The sequence below is a fragment of the Prescottella sp. GW823-FHT02E09 genome, assembly GCF_058797375.1.
In genome coordinates this window covers 563,208-584,058 of sequence record NZ_JBXAJP010000002.1, presented here as the reverse complement: position 1 = coordinate 584,058, position 20,851 = coordinate 563,208, and the positions used below count along the sequence as shown (strand labels likewise).

21 protein-coding genes and 1 pseudogene are annotated in these 20,851 nt (G+C 68.6%); 16 read left to right on the top strand and 6 right to left on the bottom strand.

Translation table 11 applies throughout. The features are described 5' to 3' along the window. The first annotated feature begins 56 nt into the window (after positions 1-56). The 7 genes and pseudogenes from AC1RIF_RS06880 to AC1RIF_RS06850 all read left to right on the top strand — a co-directional run bounded on the left by AC1RIF_RS06880 (position 57) and on the right by AC1RIF_RS06850 (position 7,285). Positions 57-2,324: a polyribonucleotide nucleotidyltransferase gene (locus tag AC1RIF_RS06880; RefSeq protein WP_492600610.1), complete on the top strand. Its 2,268-nt coding sequence runs from the start codon at positions 57-59 to the stop codon at positions 2,322-2,324. 147 nt (positions 2,325-2,471) lie between these two features. After that, positions 2,472-3,821, top strand: coding sequence for a M16 family metallopeptidase (locus AC1RIF_RS06875; RefSeq protein WP_492600609.1), 1,350 nt, complete (start codon positions 2,472-2,474; stop codon positions 3,819-3,821). 19 nt (positions 3,822-3,840) lie between these two features. After that, positions 3,841-4,170, top strand: a pseudogene (locus tag AC1RIF_RS06870) (alcohol dehydrogenase); the annotation flags it as partial. 444 nt (positions 4,171-4,614) lie between these two features. Continuing rightward, the gene (locus tag AC1RIF_RS06865; protein ID WP_492600608.1) at positions 4,615-5,487 is read left to right on the top strand and encodes a class I SAM-dependent methyltransferase; all 873 of its coding nucleotides are present in this window, start codon (positions 4,615-4,617) and stop codon (positions 5,485-5,487) included. 84 nt (positions 5,488-5,571) lie between these two features. Further along, positions 5,572-6,330, top strand: a complete 759-nt coding sequence (dapB, locus tag AC1RIF_RS06860; RefSeq protein ID WP_492600607.1) for a 4-hydroxy-tetrahydrodipicolinate reductase — start codon at positions 5,572-5,574, stop codon at positions 6,328-6,330. Continuing rightward, the gene (locus AC1RIF_RS06855; RefSeq protein ID WP_492600606.1) at positions 6,327-6,794 is read left to right on the top strand and encodes a hypothetical protein; all 468 of its coding nucleotides are present in this window, start codon (positions 6,327-6,329) and stop codon (positions 6,792-6,794) included. Before dapB ends, AC1RIF_RS06855 begins: the two co-directional genes overlap by 4 nt. A gap of 5 nt (positions 6,795-6,799) precedes the next feature. Then, on the top strand, positions 6,800-7,285 hold the full coding sequence (locus AC1RIF_RS06850; RefSeq protein ID WP_492600605.1) for a flavodoxin family protein: 486 nt from the start codon (positions 6,800-6,802) through the stop codon (positions 7,283-7,285). A gap of 7 nt (positions 7,286-7,292) precedes the next feature. Here the strand turns inward: AC1RIF_RS06850 and AC1RIF_RS06845 are convergent, their stop codons facing one another. The 3 genes from AC1RIF_RS06845 to AC1RIF_RS06835 all read right to left on the bottom strand — a co-directional run bounded on the left by AC1RIF_RS06845 (position 7,293) and on the right by AC1RIF_RS06835 (position 8,974). Continuing rightward, positions 7,293-7,931, bottom strand: a complete 639-nt coding sequence (locus tag AC1RIF_RS06845) for a thioredoxin-like domain-containing protein (protein WP_492600604.1) — start codon at positions 7,929-7,931, stop codon at positions 7,293-7,295. Between the two features lie 40 nt (positions 7,932-7,971). Next, on the bottom strand, positions 7,972-8,406 hold the full coding sequence (locus AC1RIF_RS06840) for an SRPBCC family protein (RefSeq protein WP_492600603.1): 435 nt from the start codon (positions 8,404-8,406) through the stop codon (positions 7,972-7,974). Between the two features lie 97 nt (positions 8,407-8,503). Then, positions 8,504-8,974 (bottom strand): hypothetical protein, encoded by a 471-nt coding sequence (locus AC1RIF_RS06835; RefSeq protein ID WP_492600602.1) that lies wholly within the window; start codon positions 8,972-8,974, stop codon positions 8,504-8,506. 154 nt (positions 8,975-9,128) lie between these two features. Here AC1RIF_RS06835 and thyX point away from each other — a divergent pair, with 154 nt between their 5' ends. From thyX to AC1RIF_RS06815, 4 genes are all read left to right on the top strand, one after another. Then, positions 9,129-9,881: an FAD-dependent thymidylate synthase gene (thyX, locus tag AC1RIF_RS06830; protein ID WP_492600601.1), complete on the top strand. Its 753-nt coding sequence runs from the start codon at positions 9,129-9,131 to the stop codon at positions 9,879-9,881. Between the two features lie 66 nt (positions 9,882-9,947). Continuing rightward, positions 9,948-10,856, top strand: a complete 909-nt coding sequence (gene dapA / locus AC1RIF_RS06825; RefSeq protein ID WP_492600600.1) for a 4-hydroxy-tetrahydrodipicolinate synthase — start codon at positions 9,948-9,950, stop codon at positions 10,854-10,856. Further along, positions 10,853-12,763, top strand: a complete 1,911-nt coding sequence (locus AC1RIF_RS06820; RefSeq protein WP_492600599.1) for a ribonuclease J — start codon at positions 10,853-10,855, stop codon at positions 12,761-12,763. Before dapA ends, AC1RIF_RS06820 begins: the two co-directional genes overlap by 4 nt. A 51-nt stretch (positions 12,764-12,814) precedes the next feature. Next, positions 12,815-13,408, top strand: coding sequence for a DnaJ family domain-containing protein (locus tag AC1RIF_RS06815; RefSeq protein ID WP_492600598.1), 594 nt, complete (start codon positions 12,815-12,817; stop codon positions 13,406-13,408). A gap of 6 nt (positions 13,409-13,414) precedes the next feature. On the opposite strand, the gene AC1RIF_RS06810 is transcribed toward AC1RIF_RS06815, so the two are convergent. Beyond that, entirely contained in the window at positions 13,415-13,846 is a 432-nt protein-coding gene (locus AC1RIF_RS06810; protein ID WP_492600597.1) for a pyridoxamine 5'-phosphate oxidase family protein, read from the bottom strand. Between the two features lie 96 nt (positions 13,847-13,942). Here AC1RIF_RS06810 and AC1RIF_RS06805 point away from each other — a divergent pair, with 96 nt between their 5' ends. The 3 genes from AC1RIF_RS06805 to AC1RIF_RS06795 all read left to right on the top strand — a co-directional run bounded on the left by AC1RIF_RS06805 (position 13,943) and on the right by AC1RIF_RS06795 (position 18,650). Beyond that, entirely contained in the window at positions 13,943-14,566 is a 624-nt protein-coding gene (locus AC1RIF_RS06805; RefSeq protein WP_492600596.1) for a TIGR03085 family metal-binding protein, read from the top strand. Positions 14,567-14,681: 115 nt separating this feature from the next. Then, positions 14,682-17,432 (top strand): DNA translocase FtsK, encoded by a 2,751-nt coding sequence (locus tag AC1RIF_RS06800; RefSeq protein ID WP_492600595.1) that lies wholly within the window; start codon positions 14,682-14,684, stop codon positions 17,430-17,432. 213 nt (positions 17,433-17,645) lie between these two features. Then, the gene (locus tag AC1RIF_RS06795; protein ID WP_492600594.1) at positions 17,646-18,650 is read left to right on the top strand and encodes a TerC family protein; all 1,005 of its coding nucleotides are present in this window, start codon (positions 17,646-17,648) and stop codon (positions 18,648-18,650) included. A gap of 54 nt (positions 18,651-18,704) precedes the next feature. Here AC1RIF_RS06795 and AC1RIF_RS06790 read toward each other — a convergent pair whose 3' ends face one another. Beyond that, a complete protein-coding gene (locus AC1RIF_RS06790) occupies positions 18,705-18,989 on the bottom strand; it encodes a YciI family protein (protein WP_492600593.1) in 285 nt (94 codons plus the stop codon). A 43-nt stretch (positions 18,990-19,032) separates the two neighbouring features. Then, the gene (locus AC1RIF_RS06785) at positions 19,033-19,566 is read right to left on the bottom strand and encodes an amino-acid N-acetyltransferase (RefSeq protein ID WP_492600592.1); all 534 of its coding nucleotides are present in this window, start codon (positions 19,564-19,566) and stop codon (positions 19,033-19,035) included. A 123-nt stretch (positions 19,567-19,689) separates the two neighbouring features. On the opposite strand from AC1RIF_RS06785, the gene pgsA reads away from it, so the two are divergent. Together pgsA and AC1RIF_RS06775 are read left to right on the top strand one after the other, a co-directional pair. Beyond that, on the top strand, positions 19,690-20,331 hold the full coding sequence (gene pgsA / locus AC1RIF_RS06780) for a CDP-diacylglycerol--glycerol-3-phosphate 3-phosphatidyltransferase (protein WP_492600591.1): 642 nt from the start codon (positions 19,690-19,692) through the stop codon (positions 20,329-20,331). Beyond that, positions 20,328-20,816, top strand: coding sequence for a CinA family protein (locus AC1RIF_RS06775; protein WP_492600590.1), 489 nt, complete (start codon positions 20,328-20,330; stop codon positions 20,814-20,816). The genes pgsA and AC1RIF_RS06775 overlap by 4 nt, the downstream gene beginning before the upstream one ends. Positions 20,817-20,851: the final 35 nt, after the last annotated feature.

The window sequence follows — 20,851 nt, the reverse complement described above, 5'->3', positions numbered from 1 at the left end:
GGGTCGCGGCGCCCATGCGGATACGGCAAAAGACGAGAGGGAAGAGAAGAAAAGAAATGACAGACAATTCCGCAATCGAGGTCGAAGAGGGCGTGTTCGAGTCGACCGCCGTCATCGACAACGGGAGCTACGGCACCCGCACCATTCGTTTCGAGACCGGGCGCCTCGCTCAGCAGGCCGCCGGTTCCGTCGTCGCCTACCTCGACGACGAGACCATGCTGCTGTCGGCCACCACGGCCAGCAAGCAGCCCAAGGAGCACTTCGACTTCTTCCCCCTGACGGTGGACGTCGAGGAGCGCATGTACGCCGCCGGCCGCATCCCCGGCTCGTTCTTCCGTCGTGAGGGCCGCCCGTCCACCGACGCGATCCTCACCTGCCGTCTGATCGACCGGCCGCTGCGCCCGTCGTTCGTCGACGGTCTGCGCAACGAGATCCAGGTCGTCGTGACGGTCCTGAGCCTCAACCCGGCCGACCTGTACGACGTCGTCGCGATCAACGCCGCGTCCGCGTCCACCCAGATCGCCGGTCTGCCGTTCTCCGGCCCCGTCGGTGGCGTGCGCGTCGCGCTCATCACGTCGGAGGAGAACAAGAAGGGCCAGTGGGTCGCCTTCCCGACGGTCGAGCAGCTCGAGAATGCCGTCTTCGACATGGTCGTCGCCGGTCGCGTCGTCTCCGGTTCCGGTGACAGCGCCGACGTCGCGATCATGATGGTCGAGGCCGAGGCCACCGAGAACGTCATCGAGCTGATCGACGGTGGCGCGCAGGCACCCACCGAGGCGATCGTGGCCGAGGGCCTCGAGGCCGCCAAGCCGTTCATCGCCCGCCTGTGTGCGGCGCAGCAGGCGCTCGCCGAGAAGGCCGCCAAGCCGACCGGTGAGTACCCGGTGTTCCCGGCGTACCAGGACGACGTGTACGCCGCGGTCGAGGCTGCCGCCACCGAGAAGCTGTCGGCGGCGCTGTCCATCGCAGGCAAGCAGGAGCGCGACGACAAGACCGACGAGGTCAAGGTCGCCGTTCTCGAGCAGGTCGCACCGCAGTTCGAGGGCCGCGAGAAGGAGATCGGCGCAGCGTTCCGCTCGCTGACGAAGAAGCTTGTGCGCCAGCGCATCCTGCGCGACCAGTTCCGTATCGACGGCCGTGGCATCACCGACATCCGGTCGCTGTCCGCCGAGGTCGCCGTGATCCCGCGTGCACACGGCAGCGCGCTGTTCGAGCGTGGCGAGACCCAGATCATGGGCGTCACCACCCTCGACATGGTCAAGATGGCGCAGCAGGTCGACTCGCTGGGCCCCGAGACCAGCAAGCGCTACATGCACCACTACAACTTCCCGCCGTACTCCACCGGTGAGACGGGCCGCGTCGGTTCGCCGAAGCGTCGCGAGATCGGTCACGGCGCCCTCGCCGAGCGCGCCCTCGTGCCGGTGCTGCCGAGCCAGGAAGAGTTCCCGTACGCGATCCGTCAGGTCTCGGAGGCGCTGAGCTCCAACGGCTCCACCTCGATGGGCTCGGTCTGCGCCTCGACCCTGTCGCTGCTCAACGCCGGTGTGCCCCTGAAGGCCCCCGTCGCCGGCATCGCCATGGGCCTGGTCTCCGACGAGGTCGACGGTGAGACCCGCTATGTCGCGCTGACCGACATCCTCGGCGCCGAGGATGCCTTCGGCGACATGGACTTCAAGGTCGCGGGCACGAAGAACTTCGTCACCGCCCTGCAGCTCGACACCAAGCTCGACGGCATCCCCTCCAAGGTGCTGGCCGGCGCGCTGTCGCAGGCGCACGACGCCCGCACCACGATCCTCGAGGTCATGGCCGAGGCGATCGACACCCCGGACGAGATGAGCCCGTACGCGCCGCGCATCACGACCATCAAGGTCCCCGTGGACAAGATCGGTGAGGTCATCGGCCCCAAGGGCAAGATGATCAACTCGATCACCGAGGAGACCGGCGCCAACATCTCGATCGAGGATGACGGCACGGTGTACGTCGGTGCCGCGGACGGCCCGTCCGCGCAGGCTGCGATCGACAAGATCAACGCCATCGCCAACCCGCAGCTGCCCAAGGTGGGCGAGCGCTTCCTCGGCACGGTCGTCAAGACCACCGCCTTCGGTGCGTTCGTCTCGCTGCTCCCGGGCCGCGACGGCCTGGTGCACATCTCCAAGCTGGGCAACGGCAAGCGGATCGCCAAGGTCGAGGACGTCGTCAACGTGGGCTCCAAGCTCCGCGTCGAGATCGCCGACATCGACAACCGCGGCAAGATCTCGCTGATCCCTGTCGAGGAGGGCAACGAGTCCGCTGCCCCCGCCGAGGGTGACGCCGCCGCCGAGTAGGTAGGCCACCGCAGTACCGGGTCCGGCCCCGCACGGTTCGTCCGTGCGGGGCCGGACCGCTACCCGGGTGTATCGTGGATCGACGTTCACCGCACCTTCCGAGGTTTTCGGGACATCGTCCGGACTTAAGGAAACACGAACCGCCACATGGCTCAATCCCTTCGCGCGAAGCCCCTGAAGGCACGACCAGGCTCCGCTCTCGATCCGCATCCCCACACCGGCGTGCAGCGCACGGAACTCCCTGGCGGCCTGCGGGTGGTCACCGAACACGTTCCGGGCGTGCGTTCGGCGTCCGTCGGCGTCTGGGTCGGCGTCGGATCACGTGACGAGCAGCCGACGGTCGCCGGGGCCGCGCACTTCCTCGAACACCTGCTGTTCAAGTCCACCCCCACCCGCTCGGCGCTCGACATCGCCCAGGTGATGGACGGGGTCGGCGGCGAACTCAACGCGTTCACGTCCAAGGAGCACACCTGCTTCTACGCGCACGTCCTCGACGACGACCTGCCGCTCGCGGTGGATCTGGTGAGCGACGTCGTGCTGCGCGGACGATGCCGGTCGGCCGACGTCGACGTCGAGCGTCAAGTGGTGCTCGAGGAGATCTCGATGCGCGACGACGATCCGGAGGATCTCCTCGGTGACGCGTTCCTGACCGCGCTGTTCGGTGATCACCCCGTGGGCCGGCCGGTGATCGGCAGCATCGAGTCGATCGAGACGATGACCCGAACCCAGCTGCATTCGTTCCATGTCCGCCGCTACACGCCCGACCGCATGGTCGTCGCGGTCGCGGGCAACGTCGAACACTCGCATGTCGTGGAACTGGTTCGCCGCGCCTTCGCCGGTCACCTGGACCGCGCCGCGTCACCCGCGCCCCGGCGGGAGGGGGCGATCCGGCTGCGGACCGCGCCGGCCCTGAGCCTGACGACGCGCGACAGCGAGCAGGCCCACCTGGCACTGGGAGTGCGGGCGTTCGGTCGCCACGAGGGGCATCGCTGGCCACTGTCGGTGCTCAACGCCGCCGTGGGCGGCGGGCTGAGTTCCCGTCTGTTCCAAGAGATCCGGGAGGAACGCGGGCTCGCCTACTCGGTGTATTCGGGGGTGGACACCTTCGCCGACACCGGGGCCTTCTCGGTGTACGCAGGCTGCCAGCCGGAGAATCTCGGCGAGGTGGCGACCCTGATCCGCGAGGTGCTCGCGAACGTCGCGTCCGAAGGCATCACCGATGCCGAATGCGCCCGCGCGAAGGGTTCGCTCCGGGGTTCGCTGGTGCTGGGGCTGGAGGACTCGGGTTCGCGGATGACCCGGATCGGCCGCAGCGAACTGAACTACGGCAACCACCAGTCGGTGTCCGAGACACTCGCCCGAATCGACGAGGTCACCACCGACGAGGTGCGCGACGTCGCCCGAGTCCTGCTGCAGCGTCCGTTCGCGGCCGCGGTGGTGGGGCCGTACCGGCGCAAGCGGGACCTGCCCGCATCGGTGCGGGGGATCGTCCAGTAGCGGTCCGACGTCCCGGTGACCGCCGGGCCCCGGCGAGGTCCTGATCCGCGTCGAGGCGGCCGGCCTGTGCCACTCCGACCTGTCGAATGCGGGCACGCTCCTCGGCGGCGAACGCCGCCTGCATCGCGGCAGATCGGTCGTGCACCATCACCTCGGGGTATCCGGGTTCGCGACCCATGCGGTGGTGAATCGCCACTCGGTGGTGCCCGTCGACGACGACGTTCCGCCGGAGATCGCCGCGGTCCTGGGCTGCGGGGTGCTCAACGCGGGACGTCCGCGCGCAGGTGACTCCGTCATGGTCGTCGGGCTCGGGGGAGTCGGTATGGCCGCGATCCTCGTCGCGGTGGCGTCCGGCGTCGGCGAGGAGAGATTGATCTCCTCGCGGAAATGGTCGTACTCGCCGGGACGGCGAGCGCATTCGTGGTGGTGGGCCCGGGGCAGCTGCCCGCGTACAGTCTCGTCGCGGTCAGGGTCGGGTCGGCCATTCTGCTGACCCTCCTGTTGGCGGTGGTGATCGGCGCTCTGGTCGCGTTGTTCAGGAGACGATGACCGAGATCCTGGTCCGGGAGTAGCCTGGAGATCGAGTCGGTCGGCGCGGTCGGTATCGTTCTTCCGTTGACGGTCGGCCACATGGGCGGTGCCGGAAGGTGTTGCACGGCAACCGTTCTTCCCGATTGATCGCGACCGCGATGAGGTGCCGCGGGGCCGGATGCGGCAGGCTCGCGACGATTCGGGCGGGAGGCCCCCTCGCTCGCGATGCCGAGACGACGGCGATGGACGGGGCTGACGAAACATGAACGAACTGGCGGAATGGGACATCGTCACCGGTGTGGGAATCACCGCGCTCGGTGTCGCGGCGGGGCGCGCGATGGAGACGCACCGCGACGACGGACTGGTCTCGGACCCGTACGCGGAAGCGTTCGTGGAGGCGGCGGCGCCGCCGGTACCGATGCCGACGCGGCTCGACGCGGCCGAGGATCTCGGGATTCCGTGGGAGTCGATGGCGAACTACATGGGTGTGCGGTCGCGCTACTTCGACGAGTTCTTCGCCGAGGTGGGCGACGCCGGGATCGAGCAGATGGTGCTGCTGGCGGCCGGCCTGGACGTCCGTGCCTACCGCCTCGACTGGCGCCCGGGGACCACCGTGTACGAGTTGGACGCTCCGAAGGTGCTCGCGTTCAAGGACGACGTCCTCACCGAGCAGGGAGCGACGCCGCGGTCCGATCGGCGGGTCGTCGCGGTCGACCTCCGGGAACCATGGGTGGTTCCGCTGCAGGACAAGGGGTTCGATCGGACCCGCCGGTCGGCGTGGCTCGCGGAGGGGCTGATGCCGTTCTTGCCGAACACGGCCAAGGAGCAGTTGCTCGGATCGGTGACCGAGTTGTCGACGCCCGGCAGTCGCATCTGCATCGAACACGTCGACGACGTCCGGGGCATGCTGCAGGAGCCGCAGTTCCACGACATGAGCAAGCGATTCGGGATCGACATGGCGGAGCTGTGGCCGGACGAAGCCGACTTCGGCCCCGTCGAATGGCTGTCCGGGCACGGGTGGGACGTCGAGGTGATCCGCTCGGCCGATGTCGCAGAGCAGTGGGGGCGGACGCTGGAGAACCCCGACCAGGACCCGATGCGTTCGAGCCAGTTCATCACCGCAGTCCGTCGCTGACCGTCCCCGTCCCGGTGTCCGACCCCGGGTGGCGCACCGTAGGCTTTGCCCCAAGGAATCGACGGGATCGGACGGAGCGTGGAAGTGACTTCAGCAGCACCCATCAGGGTCGGTGTTCTCGGTGCGAAGGGCAAGGTGGGCCGCGCGATGTGCGAGGCCGTCGAGCAGGCCGACGACCTCGAACTGGTGGCCGGTGTCGATCAGGGCGAGCGGATCGAGCACCTCGTCGACGAGCGTGCGCAGGTCGTCATCGATTTCACCCACCCCGACGTCGTGATGGACAACCTGCAGTTTCTGATCGCCAACGGCATTCACGCCGTGGTCGGCACCACCGGTTTCGACGACGTCCGCCTCGCGCAGGTGCAGGCGTGGCTGGCGGAGAAGCCGGGCGTGGGTGTGCTGATTGCCCCGAACTTCGCGATCGGTGCGGTGCTGTCGATGCGGTTCGCGGCCGCCGCGGCCCGGTTCTTCGACTCGGTCGAGGTCATCGAGCTGCACCACCCGAACAAGGCCGATGCGCCGTCGGGCACCGCCTACCGCACCGCTGCGCTGATCGCGGAGGCGCGGGAGAAGGCCGGGCGTGGTCCGAGTCCCGACGCCACCACCACTGAACTCGAGGGTGCCCGCGGCGCCGACGTGAACGGCGTGCGGGTGCACTCGGTGCGCCTGGCCGGTCTGGTCGCACACCAGGAGGTGCTGCTCGGCACGCAGGGCGAGACCCTGACGATCCGGCACGACTCCATCGACCGGAACTCGTTCGCCCCCGGCGTGTTGCTCGGTGTGCGGGAGATCGGGCAGCGACCGGGCCTGACCGTCGGCATCGACCCCCTGCTCGACCTGTGAAGAACCAGTCCACGCGGGTGATCGTCGCGATCGCGGCGATCGTCGTCGCGCTCGCGTTCTACTTCGTGCTGCTCGGTCAGCGCGGCATCGCCCTGATCCAGGACGGCCGCGCCGTCCCCGTAGTCCTGGGTATCGCCGTGCTGGTCCTGCCGCTGCTCGGCGTGTGGATGGTCGTCGCGACCATCCGGTCCGGCCTCGCACACCAGCATCTCGCGCGTCGGATCCACGACGAGGGCCTCGAGCTCGACGTCTCCGACCTGCCGCGCCGCCCGTCGGGGCGGATCGAGCGCGACGCGGCCGACGCCCTGTTCGCGCAGGTCAAGCAGGAGTGGGAGGCCGATCCGGACAACTGGCGGAACTCCTACCGCCTCGCGCGGGCCTACGACTACGCCGGCGACCGCGGCCGTGCGCGCGACACGATGCGCCGTGCCGTGGCGCTCGAGAAGCTCGACGGCGAGGGCTGATCGCGATGGCCGACGCGTTGCCGGGGAAGACCGGGAAGATCCTGCTGGTGGTACACCACACGTCCTCCCCGGCGACGCGCGAGCTGCTCGAGGCGGTGCTCGCCGGCGCCCACGACCCCGAGATCACCGGTGTCACGGTCCGTTCGGTGCCGGCGTTGCACGCGACCGCCGTCGATGTCCTCGACGCGGACGGCTACGTGTTCGGGACATCCGCGAACTTCGGCTACATGTCGGGGGCGCTCAAGCACTTCTTCGACACCGTCTACTACCCGTGCCTCGACGCCGTCGCCGGTCGTCCGTACGGGCTGTGGGTGCACGGCAACAACGACACCGCGGGCGCGGTGAAGTCGGTGCAGAAGATCGTAACCGGGCTGGAACTGGCCCAGGCCGCGCAGATCGTGGAGATCACCGGCCCGATCGATGCACAGGTGCGTGAACGCTGCTACGAACTGGGCGCGACCGTCGCGGTCACCGTCGCCGGGGATCTCTGACAGGCACTCAGTTCATCGGGACCGTGTCGGGCGACGACCGATCCGGCGGGCCGGCCTGGAACGGCGGCGGATTGTCGACGTCGAACACGTCCGGCAGGGTGGCGCACGTCGCGCCCGGCTCCGGGAAGGTGTTGCGGTTCAAGCGAAGTGCGTTGACGAAGTGGTCGATCCGTGCGTCCGACGGGCCGTCGACCACCAGTTGGTGCCCCCACGACTGCAGCGAGACCGGGACCGACAGCCCCGGGTACGGCGACAGCATCAGGTACGGCTGCCCCTCGATGCGCTCGACGAGCCGGGTCAGGTCCGTGCCGGTGACGAGTTCCGGGTCGTACGTGATCCACACTGCGCCGTGCTCGAGTGAATGAACCGCGTTCTCACTGCGGATCGGCGCGTCGTAGACGGTTCCCGTGCAGTCCGCCCACACCGCATCGTGCGGCCCGCCGAACGGAGGAGTCCGGTCGTACGCGACCCGCTGGTGCGGCCGGACATGAGTACCCACCGGGTACTCGATGACCGTGATGCCCTCGATCCCCAGCGACGGGTCGGGATTGTCGGCGGTCGGCGCGAACGGGTCGGCGACCGCGGTGCCGCGGATGCTGCCACCGCAGCCCGCGGTCGTCGCGACCACGATCAGTGCGCTCGCCACTGCCGCGATCCGCAGTAGGGGACCCACGTCGGTGCCCGGCCTACTTGCCGTCGACGAACTTGGTGAGACCCTTGCTGGCCGTGTCGAGCGCCATGTTCCGCGCCTTCTTCAGCATGAAACCCGGTAGCGGGATCTTCGGGTCGACGGTCAGCTCGAACTTCACGAGCGTGCCGTCTCCCTTGGGGGTGAGGGTGTAGGCGCCGTCCTGGCTGTTCTGCTGCGTGCTCTCGACCAGCGTCCAGGACATTCCGTTGTCGCCGTCCCAGGAGTAGTCCACGACCTGCTCGTCGTTGATGCCCATGATCGACACGGTCATCCGCACGCGGTGCGCGCGGCCGTCCGGGTGGGTGCTCTCGACGATGACCTTCTTGTGCGCGGACGACCATTCGGGAAGCCGATCCACGGCCGCGATCGCTGCCATGACATCGGCCGGTGCGGCCTTGACCTCGAACTCCTTGGCCCCGGAAACAGCCATGCTCTGCACTCCCTCTACCCCGTGAACGATGAGACGCAATTAGACCATCCTGGAGGCCGGGATCAGCGCAGGTCGACGCCCGTGGGAGGGAAACAGCTCAGGCGTCGTCGGGGCGGCTGCGGCGCATCTGGTCGCGGAGTGCGCCCTGAACCGCCTGGGAGACCCACGAATTGAGCGACATCCCGTCCTGCAGCGCGGCCTCCTCGGCGCGCGACTTGATCTGGTCGACCAATCGCAGTGTCACGCGACTGATGTCACCGGTGACGTCCTCGAGCGTGCGGTAGGTGTCGGAGGGGTCGGGCGGCGGTCCGTCGCCCGGCTCGGGGCGGCGTCGCGTCGCCTCGACCGCGACGTCCGTCCCGTCGAATCGGACGTGGAGGGTGCGGTCGCCGAGTTCGTCGGATGCCTCGCGGGCGAGGTCGGACAGCGCCGACACCAGCATCAGTTGGGCCGAGCGTTCCACCGCGCCGGCGAGAGCCTGGGCGATCCGCTGGGTGTCCTCGTCTCCGAGGGCCGCCGCCGCGGCGAGGTCGTCGCGCAATCGTGCTGTGTACTCGGTGAGGTTCATGATGTCATTGTGGCGTCAAATATGACGTCAGGTCAAGTGTTTCATGGCGTCATCTCGGTGTCGGTCGAGGGATCGGCCCCGCACCCGAGCCGAGCGGGGAACGTCGGCGATATGGTGCGCTCGACCATGCGAGACGATCTCGGGAGGATTTACTGTGCGGAACGCGGTGTCCCTGAAGGTGCAGCTCGTCGCCCGGACCGAGTTCCTCCCGCCCGACGACGTCCCGTGGGAGACGGACGCCGACGGCGGTGAAGCCCTCGCCGAGTTCGCCGGGCGTGCCTGCTACCAGAGTTGGTCCAAACCGAACCCGCGCACCGCCACCAACGCCGGATACCTGAGGCACCTACTCGAGGTGGGCCACCTGTCGGTACTCGAACACGGCAGCGTCAGCTTCTACATCAGCGGGATCTCACGCTCCTGCACGCACGAGTTGATCCGGCACCGGCACTTCTCCTACTCGCAGTTGTCGCAGCGCTTCGTGCGGGAGAACGACGCCAACGTCGTCGTCCCGCCCGCCATCGCCGGCGACGAGCGGCTCGAGGCCCTGTTCGCGAAGGCCACCGAGGCCAGCCGTGAGGCCTACACGGAACTGCTCGCGGCCCTCGAGGGCAAGCTCTCCGACGTCCCCAACGGTCCGGTGCGCGGCAAGCAGGCGCGTCAGGCGGCACGGTCGGTGCTGCCCAACGCCACCGAGACCCGCGTCGTGGTCACCGGGAACTACCGCGCATGGCGCCATTTCGTCGAGATGCGTGCCACCGAACATGCCGACGTCGAGATCCGCCGGGTCGCGGTCGAGTGCCTGCGTCAGCTCCGCGACGCCGCGCCGAATGTGTTCGGAGACTTCGAAATCGTCACGCTGCCCGACGGTTCGGAGGTCGCGACGAGCGAGTTCGGTACGGTCGGCTGACGGACTCGCCCCTCGAGGGTGCCGCGGTGTTCAAGTCTGTAACGCAGACCGGGTAGCCTTCTGACCATGACCTACGGTGATTCAGCTGCTTCCGTCGAGCGTCCGTTCGGCACCGTCCTCACGGCGATGGTGACCCCGTTCACCAAGGACGGCAAGCTGGACGTGGACGCCGGCGTACGGCTGGCCACCCACCTCGTCGACAACGGCTGCGACGGACTTGTACTGGCCGGCACCACCGGCGAATCGCCCACCACCACCGAGGACGAGAAGCTCGAGCTGCTGCGGGCCGTCGTCGAGGCTGTCGGCGACCGCGCCAAGATCGTCGCCGGTGCAGGCAGCAACGACACCGCGCACAGCGTCGAACTGGCACGTGACGCCGCTCGTGCGGGCGCGCACGGACTGCTCGTCGTCACCCCGTACTACTCGCGCCCGCCGCAGGCCGGTCTGTACGCCCACTTCACGGCCGTCGCCGATGCGACGGATCTGCCGGTGATGCTCTACGACATTCCACCCCGCTCCGTGGTGCCGATCGAGACGGAGACGATTCGCCGTCTCGCCGATCATCCGCGCATCCTCGCGGTGAAGGACGCCAAGGGCGACCTCAATGCCGGTGCCGAACTGATCGGCACCACCGATCTCGACTTCTTCTCGGGTGACGACCCGCTCAATCTGCCGTGGCTGTCCGTCGGTGCCGTCGGGTTCGTGAGCGTCATCGGTCACCTCGTGCCGGAGCGCCTGCGTGCGCTGCACACCGCGTTCGCGGAGGGTGACATCGCCAAGGCTCAGGAGATCAACCTCAGTCTCATCCCGGTGAACCGTTCCGTCGCGCGCCTCGGCGGCGTGAGCGCGTCGAAGGCAGGACTGCGCCTGATGGGCATCGACGTCGGTGAGCCGCGCCTGCCCCAGGTTGCCCCCACCGCGGAGCAGATCGACGTCCTGGCTGCAGACCTGCACGCTGCGGGGGTGCTCGCATGACCCGTCCCACACGCCGCCGTAGCGCCTCCCGTCAGGCCGGCCCGCCGACCCCGGCGGCCGAACAGGCCGCCCCGGCTCCCGCCGCAACCGAGAAGCCGGTGACATCCGGGAAGTCCGGGACCGAGTCCGCGCCGCAGCAGGCCGCCCCCAAGCGGGCCGCCGCCCGGAAGTCGCCGGCGAAGAAGGCCCAGCGATCGAAGGCCCCGGCGCCCGTCGCGGCCGACCCGACCGATCGGCTCGGCCTCCCGCCGAAGGCGCCCAAGAACGGCCTGCGGGTCGTCGCGCTCGGCGGCATCGGCGAGATCGGTCGCAACATGACCGTGTTCGAGCATCAGGGCAAGCTGCTCATCGTGGACTGTGGCGTGCTGTTCCCCGAGGACCAGCAGCCCGGCGTCGACCTGATCCTGCCGGACTTCCGGCACATCGAGGACCGGATGGAGGACGTCGAGGCGGTCGTCCTCACACACGGCCACGAGGACCACATCGGTGCGCTGCCGTTCCTGCTGCGCCTGCGCCCCGACATCAAGGTCGTCGGATCGAAGTTCACGCTCGCGCTGGTCGCGGCGAAGTGCCGTGAGCACCGGCAGCGCCCCAACCTCGTCGAGGTCACCGAGGGCGAGCGCACCACCCACGGTCCGTTCGAGTGCGAGTACTTCGCCGTCAACCACTCCATCCCGGACGCCATCGCCGTCGCGATCCGCACGTCGGCCGGTGTCGTGCTGCACACCGGCGACATCAAGCTCGACCAGCTGCCGCTCGACGGCCGTCTCACCGACCTCGCCGGGTTCTCCCGGCTCGGCGACGAGGGCGTCGACCTGTTCCTCGTCGACTCCACGAACGCCGAGGTACCGGGCTTCGTCACGCCCGAACGTGAGATCGGCGGCGTGCTCGACAACGTCATCGGCAAGGCCACGCAACGCGTGATCGTCGCATCGTTCGCGAGCCACGTACACCGCATTCAGCAGGTCGTCGACGTCGCGAAGCGGTACAACCGGCGCGTCGCCTTCGTCGGCCGCTCCATGGTCCGGAACATGCAGATCGCGCAGGACCTCGGCTACCTGTCCGTGCCGGACGGCCTGGTCGTCGACATCGACACCGCCGCGAACCTGCCCGACGACAAGCTCGTGCTCGTGTCCACCGGATCGCAGGGCGAGCCGCTGTCGGCGCTGTCCCGGATGGCCCGCGGCGAGCACCGCCAGATCAACATCCGCGCCAACGACCTCGTCGTGCTCGCGTCGTCGCTGATCCCGGGCAACGAGAACTCGGTGTTCGCGGTCGTCAACGGACTCGCCAAGCGCGGCGCCACCGTCGTGACGCAGCAGAGCGCCAAGGTTCACGTCTCCGGTCACGCGTCGGCCGGTGAGCTGCTGTACCTGTACAACGCGGTGCGGCCCACCAACGCCATGCCGGTGCACGGCGAGTGGCGTCACCTGCGCGCCAACGCAGCGCTGGCCAAGGCGACCGGTGTCCCGGAGGAGCGCATCGTGCTCGCCGAGGACGGCGTCGTGGTCGACATGGTCGACGGCCTCGCGGAGATCGTCGGTCGGGTCCCCGTCGGGCACGTCTACGTCGACGGCAACTCGGTGGGCGACGTCGGCGACTCGACGCTGTCGGACCGACTGATCCTCGGCGAGGGCGGATTCATCTCCATCTCGCTCGCCGTGGACTCGGCGACCGGCCGCGCGGTCAGCACACCCGAGGTGTCCGGTCGCGGCTTCTCCGACGATCCCGCGGCACTGAAGGAAGCAGCCAAGCTGGTCGAGTCGGAGCTCGTGCGGCTCGCGGGTGAGGGCGTCACGGACACCCACCGGATCGCCCAGGCCGTGCGCCGTGTGGTGGGACGCTGGGTGGCGGAGAAGTACCGCCGCCGTCCGATGATCGTGCCCACCGTCATCGGCGTGCCGTAGCTCGACAGCCGGGCTCGGCCGTACGCGACGAACGAGGAGGATGTCGCGACCATGACCGAGCGCAAGCCCCCGCACACCACGTTCGAATCCTGGGTCGAGACGCAGATTCGGACCGCCTACGAACGTGGTGACTTCGAGAACCTCGCGGGGGCGGGCAAACCCATTCCGCCGGACGGCGCGGACGACTGGGTTCGCGGATACCTTCGACGCCAAGGTCTTTCGGCAGACGACCTGCTTCCGGAGCCGCTGCGGCTGCGGAAAGACATCGAGAGACTGTCGGACACGGTGCGGGCCGCGCGCACCGAACGCGAGGTGCGCGACGAGGTCGCACGCCTGAACCGGCGGATCGCGGAGTGGCTGCGCAATCCGTCCGGTCCGCAGATCCCGATCCGACGCGTCGATGTGGACGAGGTCCTCGCGCGATGGCGGGCGGGACACGGGACGACGGCGTGCCGCGCCGGCGGGCTCGAGCACGCACGGATCGGCGAGCAGACGCGACAGGCGCGACGCGCGCTCGCCGCGGCCGCGCTCACCGAGGCCGGCTACGGCGAGATCCGTCGCACCGAGGTTCGTCGCGAACGCGCCCGGCCACGGCGATTCGGCCGGATCGGCCGCCTCTTCAGGAGGCCCCGCGCCGCGGGCTGAACCCGGTCACGACTCGAGCTTGCCGTAGTCGACGGTGAACCAGCGGTCCGGGCGCATCCGGATCAGCACCGCCTTGTCGTTGAACGACTCGCCGATGAACGCCTCCGCCTCCGACGCCGGCAGATACCGCTCCACGAGGGGCCGGATGTCCTCGCGGGTGACTGCGTCCTGGAAGGTCGCCGGGCCTTCCACGCTGACGTAGCGGTACGGCGGCTCCTCGACCTGAGCGCACAGGCTGAAGCGTCCGCTGGCCCGGATCAGGCGTTCCTTGACGGTGCCGCGTTCGGTCCACACCGTCACGTCCCCTCCGGGGGCGTAGTGATACCAGATCGGCACTGCGAGGGGCGCTCGGCCGTCGCGTGCGGCCGCGATCACCCCGACGTGCAGGTCGGCGAGGAACTGCTCGCGCTCGCTCTCCGACATCGTGGTCTTCGACATGTGTCGCTCCTCTCGCATCGGGACGGGTCACTCCCACGCTAGGGGTGCCTGCCGACAAGTTCGGGCAGTTCGGCAGATCTGCGGCTACGGTGTGGTGTGCCCTACGCCCGTGACGAACGCCACGCCCTCGTCGACACGATGCGCGCCGTCGGGCCGGACGCGCCGACACTGTGCGGCGACTGGACGGCCCGAGACCTCGCCGCGCACCTGGTGCTGCGCGAGCGGCGACTCGACGCCGCGCCCGGCATCATGATCGGCGCGCTGGCCGGCCACACCGAGCGCGTCCAGCACGGCATCGCCCGCCGGGACTGGAACGACCTGCTCGACGACGTCCGGTCCGGCCCGCCGGTCTGGTCGCCGTTCCGCCTCGTCGACGAGAAGGCCAACCTGGGGGAGATGTTCGTCCATCACGAAGACGTCCGGCGTGCTCAGCCCGAATGGCAGCCGCGCACGTTGCCGTCCGACCTGCAGGACCGGTTGTGGGCCCTCGCGAAGCGGACCGGACGGCTCGGGTACCGCCGGTCTCCGGTGAGTGTGGTCCTCGAACGTCCCGACGGCGGCCGGGAGACCGTCCGCTCGGCAGGCGCCGCGGCGGTCACCCTGCGCGCCGAGCCCGCCGAACTGCTGCTGCACGCGTTCGGGCGGAACGCGGTCCGCGTCGAGTTCGACGGGGCACCCGGAGACGTCGCCGCGCTCGCGGCGCTGGATCGTGGTTTCTGAGCCGATCGTCGAGCGGCATCCCTCGGGTGGTGTGACGCACCTTCCCGCCTGGTGAACGTGTGTGGCGGGTGTTGCGGATGGTCCGGATGGGGCCGCAGCGACTAACCTGACCGATATGGCAGGGAAGACGAGCGCCCGCGGATCGAGTTCGACAGCATCCACGTCGCGGACCCGTGCGCGCTCATCGTCGTCCACGCGAGCCTCGTCCACGTCGGGTACTCGCGCGTCCGGTCGTGCCACCGGCGCGTCGTCGTCGGCGCGCAAGCCCGCGCCGCGTAAGTCGGCGCCGCGGAAGACCGCGGCACCTCGCGGTGGAGCGGGCACTCGTCGTCCGGCAGCGAAGTCGTCCGGCGCAGGCGCCCTGTCCTCGGTCGGACGTGGCATCGGTGCAGGTTGGTCGATGATGGCCAAGGGCGTCGGAGCGACGACGCGCACGATGAGCAAGGCAACCGAGATCGAGCACGGTCACCGCCGGGACGGAATCGCCCTCGGGCTGATCGCGGTCAGTGTGGTGATCGCCGGCGGGATGTGGTTCTCTGCGGGTGGGCCGGTGGGGGAGTGGATCGAGTCCGGCGTCCGAGCCGTCGTCGGCGCGGTCGCGGCGATCCTGCCGATCCTCGGTGTCGCGATCGCGGTCGTGCTGATGCGGACCGAGCCCAAGCCGGACATCCGACCGCGGCTCGTCCTCGGATCACTCCTCGTCGGCCTGCCGGCCGTGGGTCTGTGGCACATCGCTTCGGGTTCCCCGACAGCGTCGGACGGCTGGTCGGACGGGGCCGGGGTGGTGGGCTACGTCGTCGCCGGGCCGCTCACCAGCGGTGTGACGGCATGGCTCTCGGTGCCGCTGCTGCTCCTGGCGATGTTCTTCGGACTCCTGCTGCTCACGGGCACCACTGTCCGTGAGGTTCCGGAGCGGTTCCGGTCGTACTTCGGGACGTCCTATCACGACGACTACGACGACGCGTACGACCACGCCGACGACCCGGACTTCGACGACGACTACGACGCCGGCTACGACGACGACCCGTCTCGTTTCGATGCTGACGGCTACCCCGTAGACGGTGCTGCCGGTGCTGCCGGTGCTGCCCGGGCCGCGGAACCCGCACGTCCCGCCCGGCGGACCCCGCGCGGGCGACGGGCCACACCGGAACAGAACTACCCGACCGACGAGGTCCACCCCGATGTGGAGACCGAGATCCTCGGATTGTGGGATCCGGGCGACCCGACTCCCACGCCGCCGGCGCCCGAGCCGGAACCCGAGCCTGCCGCCGCGCCGCCGCGCCCGAAGCCGCGCGCCCGGGTGAAGCCCGCTCCCGAGCCGGAACCGGCGAAGGAGGAGATGGAGGCCCTCGTCCCGGATCGGGTCGTCGAGGGCGACTACACGCTGCCGCCCACGTCCTTGCTGATCGACGGCGATCCGCCCAAGCTCGGCAGCAAGGCCAACGATGCGATGATCGAGGCCATCACCGAGGTCCTCCAGCAGTTCAAGATCGATGCCGCGGTCACCGGTTACACGCGAGGACCGACGGTCACCCGTTACGAGGTGGAACTCGGCCCGGGCGTCAAGGTCGAGAAGATCACCGCGCTCGCCCGCAACATCGCGTACGCGGTGGCCACCGACAACGTCCGGCTGCTTGCGCCCATCCCCGGCAAGTCGGCCGTCGGCATCGAGGTGCCGAACTCCGACCGCGAGATGGTGCGCCTGTCCGACGTTCTGACCGCGCCGTCGACGCGCAAGGATCATCACCCGCTCGTCATCGGTCTCGGCAAGGACATCGAGGGCGACTTCGTGAGTGCGAACCTCGCGAAGATGCCGCACCTGTTGGTGGCGGGCTCCACCGGTTCCGGTAAGTCCAGCTTCGTCAACTCGATGCTGGTGTCGCTGCTGACTCGCGCGACCCCGGACGAGGTCCGCATGATCCTCATCGACCCGAAGATGGTCGAGCTCACGCCCTACGAGGGCATCCCGCACCTGATCACCCCGATCATCACGCAGCCCAAGAAGGCCGCGGCCGCGCTGGCGTGGCTGGTCGAGGAGATGGAGCAGCGCTACCAGGACATGCAGGCCAGCCGTGTCCGGCACATCGACGACTTCAACTCCAAGGTCAAGTCCGGCGAGATCACGGCACCGCTGGGCAGTGAGCGGGTCTACCGCCCGTACCCGTACATCCTCGCGATCGTCGACGAGCTCGCCGATCTGATGATGACGGCACCGCGTGATGTCGAGGAGGCGATCGTGCGCATCACGCAGAAGGCGCGCGCCGCCGGTATCCACCTCGTGCTCGCGACGCAGCGGCCGTCCGTCGACGTCGTGACCGGTCTGATCAAGACGAACGTGCCGTCGCGTCTTGCGTTCGCGACGTCGTCGCTCACCGACTCGCGGGTCATCCTCGATCAGCCGGGCGCCGAGAAGCTGATCGGCATGGGCGACGGTCTGTTCCTCCCGATGGGTGCGGGCAAGCCGATCCGCATGCAGGGCGCATACATCACCGACGAGGAGATCTCGGCGGTCGTCGATTTCACCAAGAACCAGGCCGAGCCCGAGTACACCGAGGGCGTCACCGCGGCCAAGGCGGGGGAGAAGAAGGACGTCGACCCCGACATCGGCGACGACATGGACGTGCTGCTGCAGGCCGTGGAACTGGTCGTGTCGAGTCAGTTCGGTTCCACGTCGATGCTGCAGCGCAAGCTGCGCGTGGGCTTCGCCAAGGCCGGCCGCCTGATGGACCTGATGGAGACCCGTGGTGTGGTCGGCCCCAGTGAGGGGTCGAAGGCGCGTGAGGTGTTGATCAAGCCGGACGAACTCGAGGGACTGCTGTGGTCGATCCGCGGCGGCGACCCCGAGCCCGCCGCAGACGACAACTGACCGTTTTGTCCGGATTCGGCAGTAGCCGGGTGTGTGTGGTTCAATAGGAAGCACTTTGGAGGGGAGTATCCCCATTCTTGCGACAGACTCGTCAGCACGATCGGCACCGTTGCCGGTCCGGTTCTGTCGGCGGATCCGTTCCGGTCACCCGACCGGAGGATTCGCGGGAGAGACCTCCGGTGGTGAAACGTACCTACCGGAGGGCAATAGCTGATGCACGTATCCCCGCTCGTCTGGGTTATCACCTGCGTGGTGATCCTCGGACTCTTCGTCTTCGACTTCTACGCGCACGTGCGGACACCGCACGCCCCGTCCTTCCGCGAATCGGCGTTCTGGTCCGCGGTCTACATCGGTATCGCGATCGTCTTCGGACTCATCGTGATGGGGATATGGGGCACCACGTTCGGCGGTGAGTACTTCGCCGGTTACGTCACCGAGAAGGCGTTGTCCGTCGACAACCTGTTCGTCTTCGTGATCATCATGTCGACGTTCGCGGTGCCGCGGCAGTACCAGCAGAAGGTCCTGCTCATCGGCATCGTCATGGCTCTCGTGATGCGCGGCATCTTCATCGCCGTCGGTGCGGCCGCGATCAACACCTACAGCTGGGTGTTCTACCTGTTCGGCGCGTTCCTGATCTACACCGCGGCCAAGCTCATCAAGGACGCCGGTCACGAGGCCGAGTCGGAGGAGCAGCGGGAGAGCAAGATCATCACGCTGGCGAAGCGGTTCCTGCCGACCACCGAGGAGTACGACGGGGACAAGCTCGTCACCAAGATCGACGGCAAGCGCGTCGCCACCCCACTGCTGCTCGCGCTGATCGTCATCGGCTTCACCGACGTGCTGTTCGCGCTCGACTCGATCCCCGCGATCTACGGCCTCACCCAGGAGCCGTACCTGGTGTTCACCGCCAACGCGTTCGCACTGATGGGTCTGCGCCAGCTGTACTTCCTCATCGGCGGCCTGCTCGAGCGTCTGGTGTACCTGTCGTACGGCCTGTCGATCGTCCTCGCGTTCATCGGCGTCAAGCTCGTCCTGCACGCGCTGCACGAGAACACGCTGTCGTTCATCAACGGCGGTGAGCACGTCGCGGTCCCCGAGATCTCCACGGTCATGTCGCTGACCATCATCCTCGGTGTGCTGGTGGTCACCGCGGTGGCAAGCCTGATCAAGACCCGCAACAAGTCCGACGACACTCCCGACACGCCCGTCCGTAACTAGACGACGACGCCGGCCGGGGCAACCCGGCCGGCGTCGTGTCGTGTACGCGGCGGACTACTTGACGAAGACTCCGAAGACCGGGATCCATTCGCGCACGACCCGCCGCTCCACCAGGTCGGCCCTAGCGAACGGATCCTGGTCGAAGAGGGCCTCCACGTCGCCCGTGGACGGCGCCTCGACCATCATCAGCGCGCCGCTGCCGTCCGCGAACGGGCCGGACGAGTGCACGACACCGCGGCGGACCAGATCGGCCAGCCACGCCCGGTGATCGGTGCGGTGATCGTCGCGCTGCGCGGACTTCTCGTGCGAGTAGGTGTACTCGACGGCGAACAGTGGCATGGTTCCTCGTTCCCGGGATCTGGACGTGCGGGGTCCGGAGTGCTCAGAGCGTCAGCAACATCCGGGTATTGCCCAGCGTATTCGGCTTGACGTAGCTCAGGTCCAGGAACTCCGCGACACCGGTGTCGTACGACCGGCACATCTCCGCGTACACCTCCGCGGTGACGGGGGTGCCCTCGATCTCGGCGAACCCGTGCTTGGCGAAGAAGTTGACCTCGAACGTCAGCACGAACAGCCGTTCCAGTTCGAGTTCGCGCGCCACCTCGATCAGCTTCGCGACCACCAGATGGCCCGCGCCCCGACCCTTCACCTGGGGATCGACCGCGACGGTCCGGACCTCGCCCAGATCGGACCAGAGCACGTGCATCGCGCCGCACGCGACGACCTCTCCGGCCTGCTCGACGACCCAGAACTCCTGCACTGCCTCGTACAGCGTCACGAGGTTCTTCTCGAGCAGAATCTTCCCTGCGTAGATGTCGATCAGCCTCTTGATCTCCGGTACGTCCGAGGTGCGCGCGCGGCGCACCTGCATCCCTTCAGCCTCGTTCGTTTCAGCCGTCGGAGTCCCAGATGTCATGTGGTGCACAGTAGTGGTAGCTGCAACAGATATTGTGAGCAGTGTGCCGCCCCGATCCATCGCCCCACACCACGTCCCGTTCGTCTCGGGTGTGCCTGGGCGAACCGACGGATCGGCGCGACTGTGAGTGCGCCGAAGAGTTCCGCGGGGCGAGACATCGCCGCCGCCCCTGACGCAGCGCCCGCCGAGGGCGTCGCACCGCACACCCCGGTTCCCCTGGTCAACATCGCCAACATCCTGACGGTGCTGCGCATCGTCCTGGTGCCGGTGTTCCTCGCCGCCCTGTTCGCCGACGGCGGCCATTCCACCGGGTGGCGGATCGCGGCGGCGTCGATCTTCGCGGTGGCCGCCATCACCGATCGCATCGACGGGCAGCTGGCCCGCAAGTACGGTCTGGTCACCGATTTCGGGAAGATGGCCGATCCGATCGCCGACAAGGCGCTGATCGGCGCGGCACTCGTCGGACTGTCGCTGCTCGGAGATCTCTCCTGGTGGGTGACGGGCATCATCGCGGCACGCGAGCTGGGGATCACGCTGATGCGCTTCGCGGTCCTGCGGCACGGCGTCATCCCCGCCGGGCGTGGCGGCAAACTGAAGACGCTGGTCCAGGCGACCGCGATCGGGTTCTATCTCGTTCCGCTGCCCGACGGCTTCGCGCCGTTCAGCGCGACGCTCATGGCGCTCGCGGTGCTGCTCACCGTCGCGACCGGCCTCGACTACGTGGTCCAGGCCGTGCGCCTTCGCGCCGGCGCCGGGCGCGCATGACCGACCCGCTCGCGGGTGCTGTCCCCGCCCGCGAACTGGTCGAGGCGCTGGCCCGTCGCGGACAGACCGTCGCGACCGCGGAGTCGCTGACCGCCGGCCTGCTCGCCGCGACACTGGCCGGTGTCCCGGGCGCGAGCACCGTGCTCCGGGGCGGGCTGATCGTCTACGCGACAGATCTCAAGGCTGTGCTCGCCGGTGTCGACGCCGACGTCCTCGACGGGGACGGTCCGGTGGCGCCGACCACCGCTGCGCAGCTCGCGGACGGTGCACGGGCGCGATGCAGCGCCGACTGGGGCGTCGGCCTGACGGGAGTGGCGGGCCCGGATCCGCAGGACGGGCACGCTCCGGGAACCGTCTTCCTCGGGGTGGCCGGGCCCGACGGGACCGAGGTCACCGCCCTCGACCTGGACGGTGATCGGTGGGAAATCCGGCTGGGCTGCGTCCACTCGGCGGTGTCGAGTTTGCTCGAACGATTGTCGCGATAGGGTTTTGGGAACCAATCGCTTGCGCTCGTGCGTTT

What these genes read in the sequence shown, in the direction of transcription:
- AC1RIF_RS06875 (WP_492600609.1), top strand. Translation starts at nt 2,472, where the DNA reads ATGGCTCAATCCCTTCGCGCGAAGCCCCTGAAGGCACGACCAGGCTCC.
- AC1RIF_RS06865 (WP_492600608.1), top strand. Translation starts at nt 4,615, where the DNA reads ATGAACGAACTGGCGGAATGGGACATCGTCACCGGTGTGGGAATCACC.
- AC1RIF_RS06775 (WP_492600590.1), top strand. Translation starts at nt 20,328, where the DNA reads ATGACCGACCCGCTCGCGGGTGCTGTCCCCGCCCGCGAACTGGTCGAG.
- AC1RIF_RS06840 (WP_492600603.1), bottom strand. Translation starts at nt 8,406, where the DNA reads ATGGCTGTTTCCGGGGCCAAGGAGTTCGAGGTCAAGGCCGCACCGGCC.
- AC1RIF_RS06810 (WP_492600597.1), bottom strand. Translation starts at nt 13,846, where the DNA reads ATGTCGAAGACCACGATGTCGGAGAGCGAGCGCGAGCAGTTCCTCGCC.
- AC1RIF_RS06880 (WP_492600610.1), top strand. Translation starts at nt 57, where the DNA reads ATGACAGACAATTCCGCAATCGAGGTCGAAGAGGGCGTGTTCGAGTCG.
- AC1RIF_RS06835 (WP_492600602.1), bottom strand. Translation starts at nt 8,974, where the DNA reads ATGAACCTCACCGAGTACACAGCACGATTGCGCGACGACCTCGCCGCG.
- AC1RIF_RS06820 (WP_492600599.1), top strand. Translation starts at nt 10,853, where the DNA reads ATGACCCGTCCCACACGCCGCCGTAGCGCCTCCCGTCAGGCCGGCCCG.
- AC1RIF_RS06815 (WP_492600598.1), top strand. Translation starts at nt 12,815, where the DNA reads ATGACCGAGCGCAAGCCCCCGCACACCACGTTCGAATCCTGGGTCGAG.
- AC1RIF_RS06800 (WP_492600595.1), top strand. Translation starts at nt 14,682, where the DNA reads ATGGCAGGGAAGACGAGCGCCCGCGGATCGAGTTCGACAGCATCCACG.
- AC1RIF_RS06850 (WP_492600605.1), top strand. Translation starts at nt 6,800, where the DNA reads ATGGCCGACGCGTTGCCGGGGAAGACCGGGAAGATCCTGCTGGTGGTA.
- AC1RIF_RS06790 (WP_492600593.1), bottom strand. Translation starts at nt 18,989, where the DNA reads ATGCCACTGTTCGCCGTCGAGTACACCTACTCGCACGAGAAGTCCGCG.
- dapA (WP_492600600.1), top strand. Translation starts at nt 9,948, where the DNA reads ATGACCTACGGTGATTCAGCTGCTTCCGTCGAGCGTCCGTTCGGCACC.
- AC1RIF_RS06785 (WP_492600592.1), bottom strand. Translation starts at nt 19,566, where the DNA reads ATGACATCTGGGACTCCGACGGCTGAAACGAACGAGGCTGAAGGGATG.
- AC1RIF_RS06795 (WP_492600594.1), top strand. Translation starts at nt 17,646, where the DNA reads ATGCACGTATCCCCGCTCGTCTGGGTTATCACCTGCGTGGTGATCCTC.